This is a genomic window from Flavobacterium celericrescens, from assembly GCF_011392075.1.
In the GTDB taxonomy this organism is placed as follows: Bacteria; Bacteroidota; Bacteroidia; order Flavobacteriales; family Flavobacteriaceae; genus Flavobacterium; species Flavobacterium celericrescens.
Window position 1 is genome coordinate 72,901 of record NZ_JAAJBV010000006.1, and the last position, 26,641, is coordinate 99,541.

General features: G+C 32.5%; 18 protein-coding genes. 6 read left to right on the top strand and 12 right to left on the bottom strand.

Features of this window, described 5'->3' with window-relative positions:
- Positions 1 to 31 precede the first annotated feature (31 nt).
- The 4 genes from G4L40_RS09185 to G4L40_RS09200 all read right to left on the bottom strand — a co-directional run bounded on the left by G4L40_RS09185 (position 32) and on the right by G4L40_RS09200 (position 5,686).
- Complete coding sequence (locus G4L40_RS09185) at positions 32 to 2,335, bottom strand: glycoside hydrolase family 65 protein (protein ID WP_166236904.1); 2,304 nt, start codon at positions 2,333 to 2,335, stop codon at positions 32 to 34.
- A gap of 84 nt (positions 2,336 to 2,419) precedes the next feature.
- Positions 2,420 to 3,073, bottom strand: a complete 654-nt coding sequence (pgmB, locus tag G4L40_RS09190; RefSeq protein ID WP_166236905.1) for a beta-phosphoglucomutase — start codon at positions 3,071 to 3,073, stop codon at positions 2,420 to 2,422.
- A 3-nt stretch (positions 3,074 to 3,076) separates the two neighbouring features.
- Positions 3,077 to 4,465, bottom strand: a complete 1,389-nt coding sequence (locus tag G4L40_RS09195; protein ID WP_207785356.1) for an MFS transporter — start codon at positions 4,463 to 4,465, stop codon at positions 3,077 to 3,079.
- A 195-nt stretch (positions 4,466 to 4,660) separates the two neighbouring features.
- Positions 4,661 to 5,686, bottom strand: coding sequence for a LacI family DNA-binding transcriptional regulator (locus tag G4L40_RS09200; RefSeq protein WP_166236906.1), 1,026 nt, complete (start codon positions 5,684 to 5,686; stop codon positions 4,661 to 4,663).
- 224 nt (positions 5,687 to 5,910) lie between these two features.
- On the opposite strand from G4L40_RS09200, the gene G4L40_RS09205 reads away from it, so the two are divergent.
- Genes G4L40_RS09205 through G4L40_RS09220 form a run of 4 tightly spaced genes read left to right on the top strand, consistent with a single transcriptional unit; the run spans position 5,911 to position 14,461 of the window.
- Positions 5,911 to 8,802, top strand: coding sequence for a SusC/RagA family TonB-linked outer membrane protein (locus G4L40_RS09205; RefSeq protein ID WP_166236907.1), 2,892 nt, complete (start codon positions 5,911 to 5,913; stop codon positions 8,800 to 8,802).
- A gap of 9 nt (positions 8,803 to 8,811) precedes the next feature.
- Positions 8,812 to 10,419: a RagB/SusD family nutrient uptake outer membrane protein gene (locus G4L40_RS09210; protein WP_166236908.1), complete on the top strand. Its 1,608-nt coding sequence runs from the start codon at positions 8,812 to 8,814 to the stop codon at positions 10,417 to 10,419.
- A 17-nt stretch (positions 10,420 to 10,436) separates the two neighbouring features.
- Complete coding sequence (locus tag G4L40_RS09215; RefSeq protein ID WP_166236909.1) at positions 10,437 to 11,504, top strand: SusE domain-containing protein; 1,068 nt, start codon at positions 10,437 to 10,439, stop codon at positions 11,502 to 11,504.
- Between the two features lie 59 nt (positions 11,505 to 11,563).
- Positions 11,564 to 14,461: an alpha-amylase family glycosyl hydrolase gene (locus G4L40_RS09220; protein WP_166236910.1), complete on the top strand. Its 2,898-nt coding sequence runs from the start codon at positions 11,564 to 11,566 to the stop codon at positions 14,459 to 14,461.
- 696 nt (positions 14,462 to 15,157) lie between these two features.
- Here G4L40_RS09220 and G4L40_RS13140 read toward each other — a convergent pair.
- From G4L40_RS13140 to G4L40_RS09260, 8 genes are all read right to left on the bottom strand, one after another.
- A complete protein-coding gene (locus tag G4L40_RS13140; protein WP_166236911.1) occupies positions 15,158 to 18,457 on the bottom strand; it encodes a PA domain-containing protein in 3,300 nt (1,099 codons plus the stop codon).
- An 89-nt stretch (positions 18,458 to 18,546) separates the two neighbouring features.
- Complete coding sequence (locus tag G4L40_RS09230) at positions 18,547 to 19,890, bottom strand: deoxyguanosinetriphosphate triphosphohydrolase (protein ID WP_166237007.1); 1,344 nt, start codon at positions 19,888 to 19,890, stop codon at positions 18,547 to 18,549.
- Between the two features lie 36 nt (positions 19,891 to 19,926).
- Complete coding sequence (locus G4L40_RS09235; protein ID WP_166236912.1) at positions 19,927 to 20,151, bottom strand: hypothetical protein; 225 nt, start codon at positions 20,149 to 20,151, stop codon at positions 19,927 to 19,929.
- A gap of 81 nt (positions 20,152 to 20,232) precedes the next feature.
- Entirely contained in the window at positions 20,233 to 20,601 is a 369-nt protein-coding gene (locus G4L40_RS09240; RefSeq protein ID WP_166236913.1) for a hypothetical protein, read from the bottom strand.
- A 16-nt stretch (positions 20,602 to 20,617) separates the two neighbouring features.
- Positions 20,618 to 23,053, bottom strand: coding sequence for a ribonucleoside-diphosphate reductase subunit alpha (locus G4L40_RS09245; RefSeq protein ID WP_166236914.1), 2,436 nt, complete (start codon positions 23,051 to 23,053; stop codon positions 20,618 to 20,620).
- A 60-nt stretch (positions 23,054 to 23,113) separates the two neighbouring features.
- Entirely contained in the window at positions 23,114 to 23,911 is a 798-nt protein-coding gene (locus G4L40_RS09250) for a hypothetical protein (RefSeq protein ID WP_166236915.1), read from the bottom strand.
- A gap of 9 nt (positions 23,912 to 23,920) precedes the next feature.
- Positions 23,921 to 24,898 carry a ribonucleotide-diphosphate reductase subunit beta gene (locus G4L40_RS09255; protein ID WP_166236916.1) on the bottom strand — a complete coding sequence of 326 codons (978 nt, stop codon included), beginning with the start codon at positions 24,896 to 24,898 and terminating at the stop codon, positions 23,921 to 23,923.
- 269 nt (positions 24,899 to 25,167) lie between these two features.
- Entirely contained in the window at positions 25,168 to 25,734 is a 567-nt protein-coding gene (locus tag G4L40_RS09260) for a DUF3109 family protein (RefSeq protein WP_166236917.1), read from the bottom strand.
- A 114-nt stretch (positions 25,735 to 25,848) separates the two neighbouring features.
- Here G4L40_RS09260 and G4L40_RS09265 point away from each other — a divergent pair, with 114 nt between their 5' ends.
- On the top strand, positions 25,849 to 26,430 hold the full coding sequence (locus tag G4L40_RS09265) for a MarC family protein (protein WP_166237008.1): 582 nt from the start codon (positions 25,849 to 25,851) through the stop codon (positions 26,428 to 26,430).
- Between the two features lie 11 nt (positions 26,431 to 26,441).
- The gene (locus G4L40_RS09270; RefSeq protein WP_166236918.1) at positions 26,442 to 26,639 is read left to right on the top strand and encodes a hypothetical protein; all 198 of its coding nucleotides are present in this window, start codon (positions 26,442 to 26,444) and stop codon (positions 26,637 to 26,639) included.
- The last annotated feature ends 2 nt before the right edge of the window (positions 26,640 to 26,641 follow it).

Below are 26,641 nucleotides of genomic sequence, written 5' to 3' on the forward strand. Positions count from 1 at the left end.
AGCATAATTACTACAAGGGCTGAATTTTTTATTAAACAGTTACCAATCCATTTGGCTCAACTGTAACTTGTTTTCCATTTATATTTACTAAAATTTCTTTTTCTCCTTCTAATGAAAAATTGGTAGCATTTTGCGTTATTTCCACTTTTAAAATTTGATTTCTGAAATTAATTTTAAACGAATAACCTTTCCATTCTTTTGGAATTCTTGGTTCAAAATGCAATTGGTTATTTTTAACACGCATTCCACCAAAACCTTCTACAATACTCATCCAAGTTCCTGCCATGGAAGTAATATGTAAACCTTCTTCGACTTCTTTGTTATAATCATCTAAATCTAAACGTGAAGTTCTTAAATAGAATGTATAAGCTTGTTCCATTCTTCCTAAAACAGCAGCTTGAATAGAGTGAACACAAGGAGAAAGCGAACTTTCATGCACTGTAAATGGTTCATAAAAATCGAAATGTTTTTCCAATTGTTCTTTGGTAAAATGATCCTCAAAGAAATAAAATCCTTGCAAAGTATCTGCTTGCTTGATGTATGGCGAACGTAAAATTCTATCCCACGACCATTTTTGATTAATTGGTCGTTGCGATTTATCTAAATTAGCCACGGTAATCAATTCTTTATCTAAGAAACCATCTTGTTGTAAATATACTCCGTGCTCTTCAGAATAAGGGAAATACATATTATCCGCTACATTTTTCATTTCTGAAATCTCAGATTGAGACAACTTCACTTTATTGAGGATTCTAGAGTAGTCTGATGGATATTCTTTCTCTATTTTTTGAATTTGCTCAATTGTGTAATCAATACACCATTTTGCAATATAGTTTGTATAGAAATTATTGTTTACGTTGTTTTCATATTCATTAGGGCCAGTCACGCCTAAAATTACATACTGATTTCTATTAGTAGAAAAAGTAGCTCTTTGATGCCAAAAACGAGCAATTCCAATTAACACTTCTAATCCTTTTTCTGGAATATAGGAATAATCACCTGTGAATCTATAATAGTTATAAATTGCAAAAGCGATAGCACCGTTTCTATGAATTTCTTCAAATGTTATTTCCCATTCATTATGGCACTCTTCACCATTCATAGTTACCATTGGATACAAAGCAGCTCCATTTTTGAACCCTAATTTTTCAGCATTTTCAATTGCCTTATCTAATTGATTATAACGATATGCTAATAAATTTCGTGCGACTTGTTGGTCTTTTGTAGCCATGTAAAAAGGTATACAATAAGCTTCTGTATCCCAATAAGTTGAACCCCCGTATTTTTCACCTGTAAAACCCTTAGGACCAATATTTAATCTTGAATCTTTTCCTAAATATGTTTGATTTAATTGGAAAATATTGAAACGAATACCTTGTTGCGCTTTTACATCGCCATCAATGGTAATATCACTCATTTCCCATATTTTTGCCCAAGCTGCTTTTTGGTTCTCAGTTAATTGATTTACACCAACTTCTAACGCTTTTAAGATTATGTTTTCAGCTGCTTTAACTGTATTTTCGTGATTCATTGAAACTGTGTAACCACCTATTTTTTGTAGGGTAGTAGTTTGACCTTTTGCAACAGCAATTTCGTAAGAAAATTGTATTTTTTCTGTTGTTGTTTGAACATTTATTGGTGTTACACTTAAGTTTGAACCATCTAGCAATACACTGTTTTGCATAAATGTAGTGGCTGTAAAATGGGTTTTAAAAGTTCTTGCTGTAACAAAAGCTTCATTAGCAAGATTTTTCACACTTATTGGCTCCCAAAACTTTTCTTCCCAATTGGCATCTTCATTATGTACTCCGGCATCAACATATGGTTTAAATACAATTTTTGCATCTGAGTTTAGTGCGGTGATTTCATAATTAATTACACCAACTTCATCTAAATCTAATGACAAGAAACGACGTACTTTAACAGCAATCTCAGTACCATTTGCTAATGTAGCTTCAAAAGAACGATAATAAATACCTTCTTTCATATTCAATTCACGCTTAAAATTTGAAACAGATTTACATTTGGCTAAATCTAAATTTTCTCCATTGATTTCTATTTCAATTCCAATCCAGTTAGGTGCATTTAATACTTTGGCAAAATATTCAGGATAACCATTTTTCCACCATCCCACTTTTGTTTTGTCTGGATAATAAATTCCGGCGATATAACTTCCTTGAAAAGTTTTACCTGAATAATATTCTTCAAAATTAGCGCGTTGCCCCATAGCACCGTTTCCGATACTAAACAAACTTTCGGATGATTTAACCTTTTCTGCATCAAATCCTTCCTCAATAATCGACCAATTGTCTGGTTTAATATAATCTTGATTCATTTTATTTTTTCTTGTTTAAAAGTTTAAAAGTTTAAAAGTTAGGGTTGCTTTTTGAGCCCATAAATTTAAATTTCAAACAAAATATTAGTGTATTAATTTATCTAGAGTAGCCTCATCAATAAATGTAAAATCTTTAAAATTGTATTTAGCTTCGTGTAAAACGGATTGATCTCCAATTCCAACACTAGTCATATTAGCAATGTTAGCAGCTTGAATCCCTGCAACTGAATCTTCAAAAACAATTGCATTTTCATTTGTAACACCAACTAATTGTGCGGCTCTTAAAAAAACTTCAGGATCTGGTTTTGCATTTGAAACATCATTACCATCAATAATTGCATCAAAAAAGTGCATAATATTTGTCTTTTCTAATATTGGTCTAGCATTTTTACTTGCTGAACCTAAAGCAATAAATTGATTTTTATCTTTCAAATATTGTAAAACACGAATTACATCAGGCAAAAGCTCTTTTTCATCCATTGTTACTAAATAAGACAAATACTCCTCGTTTTTTTGGATTAACCATTTGTTTTTATCTTCTTCAGAAGCTTGAATTTTGCCAAGTTCTAAAATTATTTCTAATGAACGAACTCTACTAACACCTTTTAATCCTTCATTATGTTCATGTGTAAATTCAATTCCTAGCTGGTTGGCTAATTTTTGCCAAGCCAGAAAATGATATTTAGCAGTATCTACAATTACACCATCAAGGTCGAATATGAATGCTTTTTTAGTCATCGTTTATTCTGTTTTTTCTTGAATAGATGCAACAGCCAATCCTGCAATAAGTAATGAAATTCCAGCAACAACAATCATCAAAACTGCATCACCTGAAAATAAACCTTTATTTGCAGGTTCAATACATTTAACATTTGCTTCATTATAAAAGATAGCTCCTTTTTGCACACCTAAAATAATTCCGCCAAAAGCACCCGCTACAATTTGAGGTATCGTTATGGTTCCATTAAATAAACCCATATAAACTCCCATTTTATTTGCAGGCAACGCGCTTGAAAGCATTGCATATGGTATTGCTAAAATAGCAGCCCATGCTACTCCAACTCCAATCATTGAGAAAAACAAAATGTATTTGTCATGAAAAAAGTACATTGAAATTAACCCCACTCCACCAAAAATTAGTGAATAACTGTAAGTTTTTTTTCTTCCAATAACTTTTGCAATTGAAGGAATTGATAGTGCAAATAAAGCCGCAACAGCACTATAAAAAGCAAACAGAACTCCTGTCCAATCACCCGCTTCGTTAAACGATAATGAGCGCGGATCAGCTGCCGCCTCTCCCCATACTTGATTTGCAATTGCTCTAGTTGTATAAACCCACATTAAAAATAAAGCAAACCATGAAAAAAATTGAACTAAACCTAATTGCCAAAATATTTTTGGTGCGGTTTTTAACAATTCTATTATGCTTGTTTTTTCTTTTACTTCTGGAGCGTTTAAATCAATATTGTTAAATTCGGCATGTTCTTGTGGTGCATATTCTTTGGTTCTAAAAACGGTCCAAAGCACACTTAATAGAAGAATTGTACCACCAATATAGAAGGACCAAATTACAGAATCCGCAACTTTTTCACCTACATCAGGAACATTTGATACATTTAGTTTTGCTAAAATCCAAGGAAGCAAAGAGCCGAAAACAGCCCCAAAGTTGATTAATGCGCTCTGTAAAGAATACCCAAGATTTTTTTGCTCATCGTTTACCATATCACCAACTAGAGATCTAAAAGGCTGCATTGTAATATTAAAAGAGGTGTCCATTAACAATAACATTACACCTCCAAATACTAAGGCAGGTAATAGATTGGCAAAATTTCCAGAGTTTGGCATAAAAAACATCGCCAAAGCCGAAATTATAGAACCAAGTAATATAAAAGGAATTCTTCTTCCTAAACGGGTCCAAGTTTTATCACTTGAAAGACCTATAATAGGTTGAACGACTAAACCTGCTAAGGGAGCAGCAAGCCAAAAATAATTAATCTTGTCAACATTAGCACCTAATGCTTCGAGAATTCTACTAGTGTTACCATTTTGCAACGAATAGCCTATTTGGACACCTAGAAATCCAAAACTAAGATTCCATATTTGCCAAAAACTTAAATTCGGTTTTTTCATTATCGTAATTTAAATTAAAATACGATAAGCACTTTGCTTATCAAAACTTATTGTTTTAGAAGTGAAGTTATAAGCTTTGATTTTGTAAATTTAAAAATATTTTTTTGAATAAAACAATACTTAATCAAAAAACGCAAGACATGTTTTTTAATTTTAACATCTATATAATACTAATAATCAAATACTTAAATCAAACTATTTCGTTGTAGTAGATTCTCTAACTATCAAATTAGTTTCTATGATTTCTGTTTTGTAATGCTCGTCTTCTTCGTCTTCTAGCTCCAATCTATCAATAAGCATTTGAGCCGCTTTTCTTCCCATTTTAATTCCATTTTGACTAACGGTAGAAATACTAGGTGTAGAAAATTGAGAAATAATTCCATCTGTAAAGCCAATTACCGAAATATCGTCTGGAACCTTGAGATTATTTTTTGCAGCAATTTTAATCGCAGTAACAGCAAACAATTCATTCACAGCAAAAATAGCATCACAATTTTGCTCCTTAATTAGATTTTCAATTTTAACAGCGCAATTTTCTATATCTTCTATTTTAATGATTAATTCTTCGTCAACTGAAATATTATTGGATTTCAATGCCTTCTTGTAGCCATCCGTTCTTAATTTACCAACACTTACATAATCAACTGTGGTTATTAAAGCTATCTTTTTAAATCCTTGCTCAATTAAAAAGTGTACGGCATCAAATGCAGCTTGTTTATCATCAATAATTACTTTATCACAAAAAACATCATTCGTTACTCTATCAAAAAGCACGACAGGCATCCCTTGATTAATTACTTCTTGAATATGATGAAAATCTCTTTTTTGCTGTGTTTCTTTAGATAAAGACATGATGAAACCATCTGTGCTTCCATTTGCTAACATTTCTAAGTTAATCACCTCTTTATCAAAGGATTCGTCAGACAAACATACAATTACATTATATCCATTTTCATTAGCTACTTGCTCAATTCCACTAATAACAGTTGCAAAAAAATGATGTACAATTTCAGGAATAATAATCCCAATTGTCTTAGTCTTTTTGTTTTTCAAACTTAATGCGATATTATTTGGCTTATAGTTATACAGTTTTGCAAAAGCTTGAACTTTTAGCCGAGTATCTTCGCTAATTTCGTGACTATCACGCAGTGATTTTGAAACGGTTGAAATAGAAACATCTAATTCCTTTGCAATTTGTTTTAAAGTAACTTTTTTTCTCATGATAAAAATAGAGATTATAAATTTTTATTAAATGTATGTTTATTTTTTTATGTATCGTAATTTTTGCTAAAAAAACTGCTTAATTAATAAAGTTTTCAACACGAAAACGTTTTCGCGAGCTATAAAATTGATTCTCATTTTTTTATAACTAATTTTTACATAAATTTAACATTAGAAGTAAAGTTATAAGCAATTAAAAAACAATTTTAACCTAAACAATTTGTATGAAAACACTGCAAAAAAAGTTACTACTTTTCTTACTTATCTTTCCGATAGGTATTTTTGCACAAAACACACTTAAAGGTGTTGTTTTAGATGGTACTTCGCAACAGCCTTTGCCTAGCGCAACCATTGTAATAGAAGGTACTAACATAGTAACGTCAACTGATTTTGATGGTAATTTTTCGTTACCAAATCTAAAAAAAGGACAAAAATTAATTTTCTCTTATTTAGGATTTAAAGATCAAACATTAGTTTATGAAAATCAATCAACTGTAACGATAACTTTACAGGAAGACACACAAGAATTAAAAGATGTTGTTGTAATTGGGTATGGATCTGTTAAAAAGAAAGATGCTACTGGATCTGTAACTACTATGACTTCTAAAAACTTCGTAAAAGGACCAGTAGTTGCTGCGGATCAAATGATTCAAGGTAAAGTTGCTGGGGTTCAAATTACTAACGGAGGTGGAGCACCTGGTGAAGGAGCTACTATTAGAATTAGACAAGGGTCGTCTTTAAAAGCAACCAATGACCCTTTATTTGTCATTGATGGCGTTCCTGTTTTACAAGATAACACAGGCGGAAGAAATCCATTAGCAACAATTAACCAAAACGATATTGAATCGGTAACTGTTTTAAAAGACGCATCTGCAACAGCTATTTACGGATCAAGAGCATCTAATGGAGTAATCATTATTACTACTAAAAAAGGAAAAACAGGTGACTTAAAAGTAAATTATAATGGTAATGTTTCTTTAAGTGAAATTTCTACTAAAGTAGATGTTTTAAGTGCTAATCAACTAAGAGATTATGTAAATACTTTTGGTAGTGCAAATCAACAAGCACTTCTAGGTACAGCAAATACAGATTGGCAAAACGAGGTTTATAGAAAAGCCTTAGGAACTGACCACAACGTATCTCTATCTGGAGGAATTGACAATATTACATATAGAGCATCTGTTGGTTTAACTGATATGAATGGTATTTTAAAAAGAGACAACATGAATAGAGCAACAACAGGTGTGGCTTTAGTAGGTAACTTTTTTGACAACCATTTAAAAGTGGAGTTAAACAATAAAACTTCTGTAATGAGAAACAATTACAGTAATAGAGGTGCTATTGGTTCGGCTATTTCTTTTGATCCTACACAAAATGTAAAAAATCCAGACGGAACATATTTTGAATGGAATAACCAATTAGCAGGTAGAAACCCTGTTGCTTTATTGGAACAATTCAATAATTATGGTAACAACTTTAGAAGTTTAGGAAACGTTCAAACAGAATATAAACTACACTTCTTGCCAGAATTAAAATTAATTGCCAATTTTGGATATGATTATACAACGGGTAGAAGTTATGGAAATTCTTCACCTGATTATGCTTATGATGTAACAGATAACTATGAAAACAAAAATTACAGCAGAAACCGCTTAATGGATTTGTTTTTCAACTACAAAAGAGACATCAATGCAATAAATGGTTCTGTTGAATTAACTGCTGGTTATAATTATCAAAACTTAGAATACTATGGCAGTGGACTATCTGTAAATAATGCTATTATTTCAAATAGCGCTCCTTATTATAATGAATTAAACTTACAATCATTTTTTGGAAGAGCAATTGTTAATTTATACGACAAATATATTTTAACAGCAACCTACAGAAGAGATGGTTCGTCAAGATTTACTGAAAACTTTAGATGGGGTAACTTCCCTTCTGCAGCATTTGCATGGAAAATAGATGAAGAAAGTTTTATTAAAAACGTTTCTTCAATTTCAAATCTTAAATTAAGATTAGGATGGGGTATTACGGGTCAACAAGATACCGGAAGTTACTATCCTTCTCAAGCAACTTATTTGTCATCTGATGCGCAAGCACAGTACCAATTTGGCAATCAATTTTACACTACAGTTCGTCCAGAAAGATACAATCCTAACTTAAAATGGGAAGAAACTGAAACTAGAAACATTGGATTAGATTTTGGATTCTTAAATGATAGAATAACAGGTTCTGTAGATGTTTATGAAAAAAGAACAAAAGATTTATTAGCATTTATTCCAAATCCACCATTTTTTGGTTTTTCAAATTATGACAACTACAATATTGGAAAAACAAAAAACCAAGGTATAGAAATTGCTGCTGAAGTAATTCCTGTAAAAAATGACAATTTCACATTAAGTGTTGGTGGAAATATTACTTTCCAAAATTCAGAACTTACTGATTTAATTGATGGTGCGCCAGGTTTTGGAATAGAAACGGGTGGAATTGCAGGAGGAATTGGTAATAATATTCAAATTCAAACTGTTGGTTACACACCAAATTCATTCTTTGTTTATGAACAAGCTTATGACAATCAGGGGAATCCTATTGATGGTGTATTCATTGACAGAAACGGTGATGGTTCTATTACAACTGCTGACCGTTATATTTATAAAAAACCAAGCGCTGATATTTTTTACGGTTTTTATACAAACTTAACATACAAAAACTGGGATATGTCTATGTCTTGGAGAGGAAGTTGGGGTAATTATGTATACAATAACGTAGATTCTAATTTAGGATGGAGTAATCAAGTTTTAATTAGAGAAACAGACTTAGGAAATGCAGTTACTGAAATTTTAAACACTAATTTTAGCTCTACATCAGCTGAAAGATTTCAGTCTGATTATTATATTCAAGATGCTAGTTTTGTACGCTTAGACAACCTTACTATTGGATATAATTTTGAAAAATTTATGTCTGAAAAAGTTAGTGCAAAACTATCATTAGGTGGACAGAATTTATTATTAATCACTGATTACAAAGGTATTGATCCAGAAGTAAGTGGAGGTATTGACAATAATATTTATCCAAGACCAAGAATTTATACATTAGGATTAAATGTAAACTTTTAATAAAAAACTATGAAAAATTTAAAATTTAAACTTTTAAGCTTGGCTTCAGTTTTTGTTTTAGCACTAATTTCTACTTCATGTGTAGATGAGCTTAGCACAGAACCTGAAGGAACACAGCAAACCGCTGAAGAATTGTTTCAAGATCCAGCATCTTACAAACAATTTTTAGCCAAGTTATATGCTGGTTTAGCTACTACTGGACAACAAGGACCAGCAGGTAGTGGAGACGTAGCAGGAATTGACGAAGGATTTAGCCAATACATTAGAAATTATTGGAACTTCCAAGAATTAACAACTGATGAGGCAATTATTGCATGGAATGATGCAACAATTAAAGATTTTCATTGGCATACATGGACGGCTTCTGATGGTTTTGTTAAGGCTACATATTATAGATTAGCTTTTCAAGTAACTAATTGTAATGAATATTTAAGACAAACTACAGATGAAAAATTAGATGCTAGAGGAATTACGGGAGCAATTCGTGATGAAATTAAAATCTATCGTGCAGAAGCTCGTTTTTTAAGAGCTATGAGCTACTGGCACATAATTGATTTGTTTGGTGGTGCTTCTTTAGAAACAGAAAACTCATCAACTGAATTTCACTTGCCAGATTATGCAAATAGAGCAGAATTATTTGCTTTTGTAGAGCAGGAATTAACAGATATGGAAGCCGATTTAATGGCTCCTAATTCAAATGAACAATTTAGAGTTGACAAAGCCGCAGCGTGGATGTTAAAAGCTAAATTATTAATGAATGCTCAAGTATATGTAGGAACTGATAGATATGCAGACGCATTAATATATATCAACAAAGTAATAACTGAAACAAGTTATTCTATTAATCCAAACTATAGAAATTTATTCTTAGCTGATAATGACACTAATGGAGCTCAAAATGAGTTTATCTTTGCCGTAGCTTTTGACGGATTACACACAAAAACATACGGAGGAACAACATATTTAACTCATGCTCCAGTTGGAGGAAGTATGACCGCTTCTAATTTCGGTATCAATGGCGGATGGGCTGGATTAAGAACTACATCTGCTTTTGTTAGTAAATTCAATGGAATGGACAATGACTCAAGAAAGCAGTTTTACACATCTGGACAAACTTTAGAGATTGCTAATGTAGGAACATTTACTGATGGATATGCAATTTCAAAATGGAAAAATGTGGACATCAATGGAGTTCAAGGATCTGATGCTGCTGGAGATTTTGTTGATATAGACTTTCCTGTATTTCGTTTAGCTGACGCATATTTAATGTATGTTGAATGTTTTGCTAGAGGAGCTGGAGGATCTGCTTCAACTGCTGTTGGATACATTAACGCACTAAGAGAAAGAGCTTATGGCAATACTTCTGGAAATATTTCAAGCTTACCATCTGATGCATTACAGTTTGTCTTAGATGAAAGAGCAAGAGAATTACATTGGGAAGGACATAGAAGAACAGACTTAATTCGTTTTGGCAAATTTACGGGTAGTTCTTATGTATGGCCTTGGAAAGGTAATGTTCCTAATGGAGCACCAACACCAAGTTACAGAAATGTTTTCCCAATTCCACAGGATGCAATAAATGTTAATCCTAAATTAATTCAAAACACAGGTTATTAATAATTAAAAAATAGAATATGAAAAATATAGTAAAATCAGTATTTATTTTATTTGGTGCTCTTGCAGTATCATGTAGTGTTGATGATGTTCAAGACAGACCAGTTATTGAAGGTGTAGATTCACCAGTATTATCAGCTCCAGAATCTGGAAGCGCATATGTATTATCTCCTGCAACTATGACTCAACAAGCAGAGCGTTTTGTTTGGTCAAAAGCAAATTATAATGGAGATGTAGCAATTAGTTATGCTTTAGAAATTGATGTTGAAGGTGGAGATTTCTCTGCTCCTCAAAGTTTAGGAGGAACAACTGGAGCTTTACAACTTTCTGTTTCTCAAGAAACATTAAATACTGCATGTTTGGCACTTGGTGCAACTCCTTACACTGCTGCAAATTTTGATGTAAGAGTGGTATCTAGCGCTTCAGGCTTTGACTTAATGGGTTCAAACAAAGTTACAATTATTGTAACTCCATTCACTACCGATCTACCACAAATCGCAGTTCCAGGTAACCACCAAGGATGGTCTCCAAGTACAGCTCCAAGATTAGCTGCTTCAGGATTTGGACAAACTGATTATGAAGGATATGTTGCTTTAGATGGTGAGTTCAAATTTGTAGGCCCTAATGGTTCTGGCGCTTACGAATGGGGTAATGATGATTGGGGTGATGATGGTACATTTTCAGGAATGTTAGCATTAACTGGTGAATCTAATTGTACAGCAACTGCTGGTTATTATAAAATCAATGCAAATACTACAACATTAGCTTACACTACAACACTAACAACTTGGGGAGTATTAGGTTCTGCTACAGCTCCTGTTACAGGTGGTGACGGTTGGGGTACAGATGCAAATATGACGTATAACCCAACTACTAAAAAATGGTCAATTGTTATCAACTTAGTAGGAGGTCAAGAAATCAAATTTAGAGCTAATGATGCTTGGGGATTAAACTACGGAGATAATGGTGCTGACGCTTCTTTAGAAGAAGGCGGTTCTAATATTGCAGTTCCATCTACTGGTGATTATTTAGTTGAATTAGATTTATCTAATCCTAGAGCTTATACTTATACTTTAACACCACAATAATAATAAAATTTTAAAAGGCTGTCTTTTACGAGACAGCCTTTTTATTAAATCAAATAGCTATGAAAAAAACCCTACTATATATTTTATTTTTTATAACAAGTATTGTTTCTCAAGCACAAGTAACCATTACGCCAAGTAGTTTTAATGTAACAGACCAAATAACAATTACCGTTTCAACTGCAGCACAAACTTGTAACTTAGTAGGAACATCTCCAACAAAAGTGTATATGCACGCAGGAATTGGGGATGACTCTAATGCGTTCGGTTTTGGAGTTGTTGGAAACTGGGGACAAGATGACAGTGTAGGCCTGATGACAAACAATGGAAATGGAACTTGGAGTATAACATTAACACCAAGTACTTATTTTGGATTAAATACGACTCAACAAGCAAATGCAACTAAACTTGGAATGGTATTCAGAAATGCAAATGGAAGCCAAACCTTAAAATTGCCTCCTTCATGTGGTGACTTTATCTTTAATGTTGGTACTTTTCAAGTTAACTTAACTTCGCCTTCTAATAATAGTGCAACTATTATGGCTGCTGGTGGAAACTTAAATATTACAGCTACGAACACAGGAGGAAATGCCAATTACAACTTAAAAGCTAATGGCACAAGTATAAATACAGCTACGACAGCATCATATTCATACAACCACACAAATATAACAGCAAATACAAGCTATGAACTTGAAGTCACTATAGGAGCTTCAACTATCACAAGAAGGTTTTCAGTAATTGTAACACCGACAACCATCTCTGAGGCATTACCTGTAGGACTAAAAAATGGCATAAATTATAATACATCAGACTTTTCAAAGGCCACTCTAGTATTAGATGCGCCTGGTAAAGACTTTGTTTATGTAGCGGGTAGCTTTAATAACTGGAATCCTAATAGTAGTTATGCCATGAAAAAAGACCCTACAACAGGTAAATTTTGGCTAGAACTTAACGGATTGACTTCTGGAGTAAATTATTCTTATCAATATTGGGTTGTAGATCAAACGCCTATTGCAAATTCACCAGCATTAGTAAAAACTGCCGATCCTTGCTCCACAACTGTACTTTCTTCATATGATGACCCATGGATTCCAAGTACAACTTATCCAGGATTACCTGCTTTTCCAACAGCATCAGGTCAAGAAAGAGAAGTTACATTATTAAAAACAGGTCAAACACCATACAATTGGATTTCTACAAGTTTTACAAAACCAAATAAAGATAAATTGGTAGTTTACGAATTACTAATTAGAGATTTTGATGCTGATAGAAATTTTCAAGATGTAATTGATAGAATTCAATATTTCAAAGATTTAGGTATAAATGCAATAGAACTTATGCCTGTAATGGAATTTGAAGGAAACGAAAGTTGGGGATACAACACTGCTTTCCATATGGCTTTAGACAAATTTTATGGTACACCAGAAAAATTTAAAGAATTAGTCGATTTATGTCATCAAAATGGTATTGCTGTAATCTTGGATATTGCTTTTAATCACGCCTTTGGAAGAAATCCTTTAATTAGAATGTGGATGAACGACCCTGAAGGTGATGGTTGGGGTGGTCCAGCAAGCGATAATCCATATTTTAACACAACTGCAAGACACAGTTATAGTGTTGGAGAAGATTTTAATCACTCTTCAACCTATACAAAAAACTACGTCAAACAAACAATAAATCATTGGATAACAGAATTTAAAATCGATGGTTTCAGATGGGATTTAACAAAAGGTTTCACACAAGCTTGTTCTAGTGGTGATGATGCATGTACAAACGCATACCAACAAGACAGAGTTGATGTTTTAAAAGAATATGCTGATTATTCTTGGACGCTGGATAATGACTTTTATGTGATTTTTGAGCATTTAGGAACAGATGCAGAAGAACAACAATGGGCTAATTACAGATTAGGTGAAGGCAAAGGAATTATGATGTGGGGTGAAATGTACACTCAATATAGAGAATTAGCAATGGGATATGCTACGCAAAATATTTCTAGAATGTCACACACAAGTCGTGGTTTTACAGGAAAAAGATTAATGGGTTATCCAGAAAGTCATGACAAAGATAGAATGATGTATGAAGCAGTAACATACGGAAATGGTGCTGGAGCTTTTCCTGTAAACGGAAATTTAACAAATGCTTTAAATCGAATGGGTTCAATTGGAGCTACAAGTATTTTAGTGCCTGGTCCAAAAATGATATGGCATTTTGCTGAATTAGGAAATAACCAATCTATCTACACCTGTGATAATGGCACCGTAAATGATGAAAGTGCAACCACACCTGGAGATTGTAAATTATCTACTAAAGAACAAGTTCAATGGACGCAAAATTGGTTAGCAGACGCAAGAAGAACTTCTATACTAAGTGATTGGTCAAAAATGATCAAACTAAAAACTTCGGAACCTGTATTTATGGGCGATCACGCAATTAGCCCTGACGCAAATAATGTCAAACAACGAATTTATATCTATAACAATTCATTTCCAACAACTCAACTGAGAAATGTAGTGGTTTTAGCTAATTTTTCTGTTGCAAATTTGACTATTAATCCAAGTTTTCCAACAGATGTATATACTTATCCGATGACATGGTACGATTTAATGGATAACAATACACCAGTAGTTATCAGTAGCCCAACAGCACTAATAACTGTAAATTCAGGAAGATTCAGAGTGTTTGGTAATCAACCTTCAACACTAAGTTCTGATGATTTTGATACAATTTCAAATGAAATTTTTATATATCCAAATCCTACTAGAAATAGTTTTTCTGTTTCAAAAGAAGTAAAACAAGTAGAAATTTACACTTTAACAGGACAATTAGTAAAATCATTTGAGAATGTAAGTGCTGAATATCAACTGAACATAGAAACTCTTGAAACAGGAATTTATATAATAAAAGTTACAGATAACAATGGTCTAAGCCAAACAAAGAAATTAATAAAAGAATAAATTTATAGTTAGTTAGAAAAAGCCGGCTAAACCGGCTTTTTTTTTAACTAAAAGAAAGGTCTTTTAGAATCTATTTACATGATAAAATCATTGAATTTTAAAATGAATAATTGAATTCCAAAAATCTTGAAGAGTAAATTTCTATTATTAATTCTATGCCGATTCTCGGCTTCACTCCTGTTATTGCTATGGGAACGAAACAACAAACCAGAAAAAATTCTTTGAAATATCTCCAAATTATTCTCCACAAAGACAAAAAAATTAAGCGCAGCGTGAAACAAATATTGCAGATGGTTTTTTTTGATTTCTTTATAATTCATTTTTACGCTATTCGTATAGGTTGAATTGGATTTTATATCTGTATATTCTCCTATTTTATTACGTTAATTTATCATGAAGGCAAAATATAAGCTATTATTTATCAAACATATAGTCTCTCCGCCTATCATTTCATCTTGACCAATTTTCATTTTAGATATAATTTTAGTACATCTTTTATTGTTGAATTTGAATTTCAACCATTGGTAGTTTTTAGTTTATTATTTACAGTAATTAATGCAATTATTTTTCCAGTTTCAAAGTTTGTAATTAAAGTGAAAATTGTCTGTCTAACTAATTAATACATATTTGACTTCTTGACTATAAATCATAAAAAAACACCCCAAAGGGTGTTTTTTGTTCTTTCTTAATATTCAACTATTCTAAAACAATTTTTTCGGTATAAGATAATCCATCATTACCTTGAAGTTTTAAAACATAAATTCCAGATTCTAATCCTTTAAGATTTATTGATTTTTCAATTGAAAAATTTTCAGAACTTGACAACACTTCTCTCCCATTGATATCAAATAAATTAATTTTAAGTTCACCTGAATAACTTGGAATTGACACATTTAATATTCCTTTAGAAGGATTTGGATAAATTTTCACTTCATTATTAAGTGAAATATCTCCATTAGACAAGCTAACCGCTGTAAAACTACCTGAGAAAACTCCTCGTCCATAAGTTGCAGCATAAACTTTATTGTCATTTCTTAAATCCATATCTGGTACTTTCACATTGCTCATTCCATTATATGATTGATTCCATGAAGGTGAAGAATCAGTAAAGTTATTTGTATACCAAACTCCTAAATCAGTCCCAATAATAACTTCATTTGTATTTAAAGGATTTTGCAAAATACATTTAACCGGTAGATCAGGTAAATTTCCTTCTTTATTTAACCATGTTGGAGTTGCTGAAGTTCCATTTGAAGTATACCATATACTAGTAACTCCATAATTATGAACCGTAACAAAAATTTCATCATTTGAAAGACCATATTCTACATCAGAAATACTACCTACAAAACCTGAACCTGTAATATCTGTCCAAGTTCCAGTTGTATTATTAATTCCTGTTACCCTTAATAATTTACCATTTTTTGTACCAACTAAAAGTGTAGAAGAACCTGAAGTATATGGAGAAACTTTAAGTGCTGTAGGACTACCTGTCAATAAAGCATTTGTGATACTAGTTCTACCAACAATTCCTGATTTTAAATTAGTATATCTTCTAACTATATATGAAGTTCCTGATGAATAATCTGTATAAAGAATATCTAGTCCAGAATCTAATGCCATTGCAGGATAAAATGCTCCATTAGCAGCAGAACCAGCATCATTACTAATTGCTCTTACATTACCAGCAGTAGATCTATAATTTATATTGACATTATATACATAACTTGAAATGTAATATTTATCTGCACCTTGATCAAACACTGTTGTTCCTCCATCTCCGCCTTGAGATTCAACACTCGGATTAATTCCAGGACCAGCACTTGCAAAATAATTTGTTCCATTGTCTTGCGCTCCAGCTGAAAAATAATCGTTTACTAAATTCCCTCCTGTAGCGCCTGTTGGAGCAACAGCAACAGAATGGAATTGAGTAACATTAAACCCGTTGTTTCTTGCCGTTGCAGGTGTTCCAGTCGCAGATAAATTTCCAGAATAATAAACACCTCCATCATTACCAAAAATAGCTATATTTGAGTTATTTGGTTTAAAAGTCATTGCATGTTGGTCAGCGTGAACATTAGAGGTCCAATCAGAAATTGTAACCCAAGAATTCGCACCATCAGTAGATCTATATAAATCAATACCTCCAACATATAGAATTTGATCATTTGATGGATCAGACTCAATCATTAAATCATAAAATGCTTGTTGTCCAGTAAAACCATATGTAATTTCTCTTGTTTCATTACCAGTTGGTAATGTTAAAACAGTTGGAGCTGTACTAAATCCATTATTTGTAACAAGCATAGTAATTTCAATAGTAGAAGGCGCTACTGCATCAATTTCAGATAAAACATATAACTTATTAGCAGTTGTATTAGAAACTTCAATCTCAGTTCTTGCTCCATTTGTAACTGTATACTTATCGACAAAAGTATTTCCTCCATCAGTTGACGAGAAAATTTTTCCTCCTCCATTTCCAAAAGACCAGCTATTAGTAGTTGAAACCCATATTGTACCATCTACAGCTATCTCTATATCATTTGGACAATGTTTATTCCCACTAGCGGTTAATGGCAAGTTCAACAACGTCCAATTTGCCCCTCCATCAGTAGACTTATAAACTCCATAGGTTGTACTCCCTTGATAAGTAGCATTTGCAGAAGAGGAATAAAATGTGTCACCAGCAGCAACGTATATTTCAGAAATTCCTCCGTTATTTTTAACAACAACATCATTAATATGCTGAATTCCTGGAACAATAAACCCTGAAGGAACTCCTGTAGCAGGTGTATTCAATGTGCCATTTACTGTATTAGAAGCTAATGCTGCCTCTAATATATCTCCTGTTTCTTTTGAAACAGCAAATGATGGTATTGTAATTGCTGGGTCAGTACCTCCCATAGAAGCTGGCCCTGCTCCAGCAACATTATTCATCACAATAACAGCAACTGCACCAGCATCTTGAGCCGCTTTAACTTTTATCACAAATGTACACGAACCTCTTCTTATCAAAGCAATTTTACCGTTTAGTGCAGCACCATTTAAGATTCCATCACAACCATCAGAAGTTGGTGGGGTATCATCTGAAATTAACACTATGTCATTTGTCAATGAACTTGACAAAGTAGTACCAAATGCTGTTGTTGGAACAACTGGATATGAACCTGCAATACCCGAAGGAGCATTAACTGTTAAACTTGAAGATGATTGAAAAAAGGTATTCCCCGTAATTCCCCCAAAAACTTTAGTCCAAGTAAGTCCTGCATCCGAAGATTTCCATAACCCATCACCACTTACATCACCAAAAACATAAGATTCTCCAGTACCTGCATAAAAAACATTTGTATTGTTAGGATCATAAGTTATTGACGAAACATTAAGATTTTCTGGGATATTTACTCTAGTCCATGTAGAACTAGAACTTGAAATATTTGTATTTTTCCATAATCCACCACTCACACCTCCAGCAATAACGGTATTGTATGTAGGATCGTTTGGATCAAAAATTATTGCTCTTGTTCTACCCCCAACATTATTTGGACCCCTTTCAATCCAACTATTATCACTTCCATCGCCTGGAGTTCTACCTAAAGCAATAGCTTGTGCTCTTTCTCTAGATAAATTATCTCTAATAACTCTTAAATTTTCAATATCTACTGTACCTGTTTGTGGATTCATGGTTAATTCCCACTCTTGTTCGAGATATTTATTTGGTGGTATTCCAGCAGCTTTTCTTTCACTTTTAGACATTTGTAAAGTCTTTTTAAAAGGACTATTTGCCAAATGTTTTTCATGAAGTTTTCTAAGCTTTTTTGTTTTTCTATCTGGTTTTGAAGAAACATTAGAAACATTCTTAACATTAGAATTTGTTTCTTTTTTTTCATTCATATTTACTGCATCAATTTGATTTTTTTGTTGCTGGCTGATTTCTTGAGAATAACCTGTAACAAATAAGAACAATGCACTTAACAATAGTAGTAATTGTTTTTTCATGGTTAATTAAGGGTTAGATTAAATATAATTACAACAAAATTAGCGTTTTATAGTAATTTTCAAAATTTTTAAGTGTTTATTTTAGAGATTTAACTTTTGTTTGCCTGAATTGTTTTGTATAATTCAACAGCTTTTCCATCAGTTAACAAGGATACAAAATGGCAAATGTGTAATAATCTGTCGTATAGATTTTCTTTTTGAAACTGAAATCTTTCAGGAAGCAATTTTAACAGAAGTTCATCATAGTTTGAGGCCATTCCACTTTCTTTTTTATTGGTTGCTGTGCAAAAACAATCTAATAATGTATTGATTACTTTATATCCCATTACTTCTTTGTGAATTACTTCCTTGCTTTGATATACGTTTTTTATGCTAATTTGAATGATATCGTTCATTTGTGCTTTGTATTGACTTTTATCCATCAATGCGTATGGGAATTCTCCAGCCAAAATAGCCTTTTCATTTTCCATAAAAACCGAAACAGCATCACTAATTAAGCTTCCAATAGCCAATGCACGTAAATAACTAATCCTATCTTCTTTAGTCAGTAATTCATTATATTTTTTGGTGTCTATTCCGTTTTTTACTAACTTAATTAAGTATTCTAAAGCATATTCTTCTGGAATTAAACCTAAGTTAATTCCGTCTTCAAAATCGATAATTGTATAACAAATATCATCAGCTGCTTCTACTAAATACGCTAAAGGATGACGCTCAAAACCGATATCACTTCCTGATTTATTTGAAATTAATCCTAATTCATTGGCAACCTCAGCAAAAAAAGCTTTGTCTTGCTGAAAGAAACCATATTTTTTATCACAGATTTTAGATGTTGGTTTTTTAGGCAAACTTTCTTTTGGATATTTCATAAAAGCGCCCAAAGTCGCATAAGAAATACGCAAACCGCCTTCAATTCCCTCACGAGATGAAGCTAAAACTGAAAAACCATTAGCGTTTCCTTCAAAATCGATTAGATCTTGCCATTCTTTTTCAGTTAATTGGTCTTTGTATTGCAATCCGTTTCCGGTTTTGAAATATTCACCAATTGCTTTTTCTCCTGAATGTCCAAATGGTGGATTTCCAATATCATGAGATAACGCCGCTGCCGCTACAATCGCACCAAAATCATTGGCTTGATAACCGTGCACTTCTTGCAAATGTGGATATTTCGCAATGATTTGCTTTCCAACCAAACGACCTAAAGAACGTCCAACAACCGAAACTTCCAAACTATGGGTCAATCGATTGTGTACAAAATCGGTTTTTGAAAGTGGAATGACTTGAGTTTTATCTTGCAGACTTCTGAAAGCGGCAGAAAAAATAATTCGGTCATAATCAACTTCAAAGCCTAAACGGGTTTCGTCTTGCTCTTTTCGTAAACGTTTACTGGTGTCGCCTTGTCTTTTTAAGGACAATAATTGTTCCCACTGCATCATAAGATTCTAGATTGAAGATTGCGGATTTTAGAATTATTCTTTTTCGTTAGCCAAGAAGAAATTTCTCGATTTTTTAGGATATTGATTATAACTTTTATCACTCGGATTTACGATAACCGATTTGATGTTGATTTCATCTCCTACTTTGAAGTTTTTCTCTGTGTATTGGTAATCCAACAAATATTCACCACAGAAATAATTTCCATCTACGTCTTTTTCTATGATTCCAGTGTAAACGCCTTTTTTATCTTTTGACATAATTGTATTTTTTTCAAATGTACGAATTGGATTGTAATTATTTAAAACAAAAACAGCCATCGTGTGATGACTGTTGATTAATTAATGATTTATATCTTTTAAAAAATTTTCTAGATAATTTTTCCCAAAAAAATTTAAAACTGCTTTTTTAAATTTATCTGAAACTTCTCTTTTCAATGACAGGTCAAAATCCTGAGAAACCTTCAATATAACATCACTTACTGAAGAAACTTCCTGATGGTATTCTATAATTGAATTTACATTTTTTCCTCCTTCAACCTTTGAATTAATAACGTTGTATATATTATGAATCTCACGACTAATCTTTATAGACAATTCATCCTCTTCCTCACTTAAAGATGAAATTGTACTGTAATATTCTGATCTATCAAGTCTCGCAAATTGTTTCCATGTTAGTTCAAGGAAAACAAATTTTTCAAAATAATCCATTAAATTACTTCTAAAATTAAGAACCACACATTTCACAATCTTCCGGACCAGCGTTTCTGGCCATTTCGATCATTGCTTTGTATTCTTCGGCTGTCATTTCTGCTGGTTCTTCTAAAACTGCGATAGCTTCTACTTTTTTCACTTCAACATGTTGTTCTTTAACTTCAATTGGAGCGGCCACTTTATCGTTATTTAAAGTAAACTTAATCGCATCCACTGCTGCTTTTGTTCTTAAGTAGTACATTCCTGTTTTCAAACCTGATTTCCAAGCGTAGAAATGCATCGAAGTTAATTTCGCATAATTTGCATCTTGCATAAACAAGTTCAACGATTGCGATTGGTCAATGAAATAACCTCTTTGACGCGACATATCAATAATATCTTTCATCGACATTTCCCAAACTGTTTTGTACAATTCTTTTAAATCAGCAGGAATTCTTTCAATATGTTGTACCGAACCATTGTGACGCATGATTTCTTGCTTCAATGTTTCGTTCCACAAACCTCTTTCTACTAAATCGTTTAATAAGTGTTTGTTCACCACGATGAATTCTCCCGAAAGTACTCTTCTTGTATAAATATTTGAAGTGTAAGGTTCGAAAGCTTCGTTATTTCCTAAAATTTGAGATGTTGAAGCCGTTGGCATCGGTGCTACTAACAACGAGTTTCTCACTCCGTTTGCCATTACTTCTTTTCTTAAACTTGCCCAATCCCAACGACCAGAAAGTTCTTCGTCTTTTAATCCCCAAAGGTTGTGTTGGAATTCTCCTTTAGAAATTGGCGAACCTTCGAAAGTTGAATATGGTCCTTCTTCTTTAGCCATTTCCATAGAAGCGGTTACAGCTGCAAAATATAACGTTTCAAAAATTTCTTGGTTTAATTTCTTAGCTTCATCACTTGTAAAAGGCATTCTCATCATGATGAAAGCATCCGCCAAACCTTGCACTCCCAATCCTACCGGACGGTGACGCATGTTTGAATTTTCAGCTTCTACAACTGGATAGTAATTTCTGTCGATTACTTTATTTAAGTTACGAGTAACACGTTTGGTTACATTGAATAATAATTCGTGATTGAATGCTCCATTTTCAACAAACATTGGTAACGAAATAGACGCCAAGTTACATACCGCAATTTCATCTGGAGAGGTGTACTCCATAATTTCAGTACATAAATTAGACGAACGGATAGTTCCCAAATTCTTTTGGTTCGATTTTCTGTTCGCTGCATCTTTGTACAACATATAAGGCGTTCCTGTTTCGATTTGAGATTCAAGAATTTTCTCCCAAAGTTCACGAGCTTTGATGGTTTTTCTACCTTTCCCTTGCGCTTCGTATGAAATATATAAAGCTTCAAATTCTTCGCCATACACTTCATCTAAACCTGGACATTCGTTTGGACACATTAACGTCCAAGTTGAATCTTCTTCCACACGTTTCATGAATAAGTCAGAAGTCCACATCGCGAAAAATAAATCTCTCGCACGCATTTCTTCTTTTCCGGTGTTCTTTTTTAAATCTAGGAATTCGAAAATATCAGCATGCCAAGTTTCTAAATAAATAGCGAAACTTCCTTTACGTTTTCCTCCACCTTGATCTACGTAACGAGCAGTGTCATTGAAAACACGTAACATCGGTACAATTCCGTTTGAAGTTCCATTAGTTCCACGAATGTATGAACCTGTAGCACGTACGTTATGAATAGCTAAACCAATTCCTCCCGCTGATTGTGAAATTTTTGCTGTTTGTTTTAAAGTGTCGTAAATCCCATCAATACTATCATCTTTCATTGTTAATAAGAAACATGATGACATTTGAGGTTTTGGAGTTCCGGCGTTGAATAATGTTGGCGTAGCGTGTGTAAAGAACTTTTTCGACATTAATTCGTAAGTTTCAATTACTGCTTCTAAGTCGTTTAAGTGAATCCCAACTGCTACACGCATTAACATCTGTTGTGGACGTTCAACAATTTTACCGTTGATTCTTAATAAATATGAACGTTCTAAGGTTTTGAAACCAAAGTAATCATAGTTAAAATCACGGTTGTATATGATGTGAGAATTTAAAAATTCTGCATTTGCTTTAATTACTTCGTAAACCTCATCTGAAATCAAAGGTGCTTCTTGGTTTGTTCTTGGATTTACATAGTGGTACATTTCACTCATCGTTTCCGAGAATGATTTGTTAGTATTTTTATGTAGGTTAGAAATTGCAATACGAGCCGCTAGTTGGGCATAATCTGGATGCGTTACCGTCATGGAAGCTGCGGTTTCTGCTGCTAAATTGTCTAATTCAGAAGTGGTAACTCCATCGTATAATCCTTCAATTACACGCATTGCCACTTTCACAGCGTCTACCATGTCATTTAATCCATAACATAATTTTTTAATTCTGTCCGTGATTTTGTCAAACATTACTGGCTCCTTATGGCCATCTCTTTTTACTACATACATACGTTTTTAGTTTTTGTGAAATAGAAAATCCCTTCTCATATTTCGGGTTATTTGTGGTTTTTACTTACAATTCTGGTAATCATTTATTAGCTTATCAATAAAATTAAAGTCATAATAATGAATGGTAAGCAGGTCATTTTGTTTTTCTTTAGGGAGCTTTTTAAACTCTTTACTCAATCTTTTTTCTTCAGCCTCATATGCTCTGTCTTGCTCAATATATGGCTCCAGCAAAGTGTCAATATTGTTGACAATTTCTGGGCAATCTTTGAATAAATCTTTTAGAGGATTACCCATTCTTTTGGATAATTTTTCCCTCATATTACTTTCAAAAATAATTTCAGAAGCAAACTCATCAATATTTCCATAATTTATAGCATAATTTTCGTTAGAATTTTGGTAGTAAAAAATTTCGTCTTTAGAATAAATACCACCTTTGACGCTTTTTTCTAGAAATTTAAAACCAAAAATGTTTATTCGTCCTTCTTTTAACAATGGTAAATAAACTTTCCTTTCTTCATCTGAAATTGTGCCGTCTTTATTAACTTCTCTTAAGAAAATAACTTTAAAAATTTGAACCGTATTATTTTCATTTATTAATGTAACCTGATTTATTTCGTCAATCAATATTTTCTTTGTATCAGATTCATTATTGATTTTAAAGACCAAAAACTTATCATCTAAATTCAAATTTTCTTCTAATGATTTTGATGTTTGAGCAAAAAACCATTTTTCCTCTAAAAATGATTTAATCAATCCTTTTTCTTCATGTCCATCATTAAATTTGACAATTCCCTCAACAAATTTTGCGTTTGCAGTTACACTGATTAGTAAAACGAATATAAAAATTAAATTTTTCATAAATATTTTTTAAAAATCAGCGTCGAAGCTTATTTTACTTGATTCAGCATCAGAATTCATTACACCAGCTTTTTGGTATTCACCCACACGTTTTTCAAAGAAATTTGTTTTTCCTTGTAACGAAATCATATCCATAAAATCAAAAGGGTTTGATGAATTATAAACTCTATCACAACCTAGTTCTACTAACAATCTATCGGTTACAAATTCTAAATATTGTGTCATTAAAGTCGCATTCATACCAATCAAACTTACTGGTAATGATTCAGTAATGAATTTTCTTTCAATATCTAAAGCATTAGTCAAAATTTCTGTAATTCTTGCTTTTGGCACTTTATTTATAATATGATGCGTGTGTAAATGCACAGCAAAATCACAATGCATACCTTCGTCACGCGAAATCAATTCGTTTGAAAATGTTAATCCTGGCATCAATCCACGTTTTTTCAACCAATAAATAGAACAAAACGATCCTGAAAAGAAAATTCCTTCTACAGCAGCAAAAGCAATTAAACGCTCTGCAAAACTTGGCGATTCAATCCATTTTAATGCCCATTCTGCTTTTTCTTTAATTGCAGGAAAAGTCTCAATGGCATGAAATAATGTGTGCTTTTCAGCTTCATCTTTTACATAAGTATCAATTAACAATGAGTATGTTTCACTGTGAATATTTTCCATCATTAATTGAAATCCGTAAAAGAATTTAGCTTCTGGATACTGTACTTCGCTCACGAAATTTTCAGCTAAATTTTCATTCACAATTCCGTCCGAAGCTGCGAAAAAAGCCAAAATATGCTTAATGAAATACTTTTCATCTTCGTTTAATTTATTGTTCCAGTCATTCAAATCAGTATGTAAATCGATTTCTTCTGCTGTCCAAATACAAGCTTCTTGTTTTTTATACCATTCCCAAATATCTTGGTGTTTGATAGGAAAAATTACAAATCGATCTTTGTTTTCTTGCAAAATTGGTTCCACTACTGACATAGCTCTTTGATTTTTATATTATTAATGATTGGATAAGTTGACTCATTTGGGGTTTACAAAGTTTGTCATTTGAAATGAAAAAAGAAAGGCAAACTTATTCACAATTGAGACAAGTTTTTAACAAAGATGATTTTTGTCAGTAAATTAATATGTCTTTTTAAATAATTGATTATCAATTATTTAAAAAGACAATAAACAATAGTTAAATCCTTGTGAGTAACTGAAAAATCAGCTCTTCACATCGATTTTTTTAAGACGTAAAATGGTGTTTACTTTTTTAAATCTTGAGCTACTTTATCCAATTCGTCAAACCATTGTTGTCCAAATTTTCTAATTAGTGCTTCTTTGACAAATTGATATACTGGAACTCCTAATTCTTCTCCTAACGCACATGCATCTGAACAAATATGCCATTTATGATAATTTACAGCGGAAAAATCAGAATATTCTTTTACTCGTATTGGATATAAATGACATGAAAAAGGTTTTTTCCAAGCTACAATTCCTTCATTATAGGCTTGTTCTATTCCACAAAGTGCTGTTTTTCCATCAAAAATTACATAGGCACAATCTTTTCCGTCGATAAGTGGGGTTTCTAATTCACCAAAATCTGAAGTTACGTGAGTTCCTTGTTCTTCAATGGCTTTTATTCCTTCAGGGCGAAGAAATGGTTTTACTTTTTCAAAAATTTCTGCCAAAATTTTTGTTTCTGCTTCATCTAAAGGTGCACCAGCATCACCATCTACACAACAAGCACCTTGGCAAGCTGATAGATTACAAACGAATTCTTTTTCTAAGATTTCTTCGGATACAATGGTTTTATTAAGCTGAAACATATTCTACTGGATTAAAAAAGCAAATATACGAATAATAATAAGTCATCCCAATGTATCGTTAAATTCAAATTAGCTTTATCACATTATGTTTATATTTGCAAAAAAATGTTACAAATGGGTTTAGGAATTATTTGGAAAGATGTTTTTACTATAGGTATGATTCTTTTTGCAGTAATTGATATTGTAGGAAGTATCCCAATTATTGTAGATTTACGCAGTAAAATGGGGCACATTCAATCAGAAAAAGCAACTATCGTAGCAGCAATAATTATGATTGCTTTTTTGTTTGTTGGAGAAGAAATTTTGAAGTTAATTGGTATTGATGCCAATTCGTTTGCTGTTGCTGGTTCGTTTGTGCTATTTTTTCTTGCTTTGGAAATGATTCTTGGTATTAGATTATACAAGGAAGATAATCCTAGTACAGCATCGATTGTTCCTATTGCTTTCCCTTTGATAGCTGGGGCTGGAACGATGACAACTATTTTATCGCTTCGAGCTGCTTATGATAAAATCAACATTATTATTGCTATTATTATTAATGTTATAGTGGTTTATGGCGTTTTAAAATCATCAGGAAAAATTGAACGACTTTTAGGAAATAACGGATTAGGTGTAATTCGTAAAATATTTGGTGTAATTTTACTCGCAATTGCTGTGAAATTATTTGCAGCCAATGTTAAAGGATTATTTATTTAGAAAATATACAAATGAAAATTTTTACTTACATAGCTGTTGCTATAGCTTTAGGATTAATTGTTTTTAACTTATTTCAAATTGATTACAGCAATCCGTTTGAAGGAAATAGTACAGTAGCAATAATTGGTGTTGTAGCAGGAGTTTGTGCTATTTTATTATTGCTTTTATTGCGTTTTTCAAAAATGATTGTTGAAAAAACTAAAGAATAATC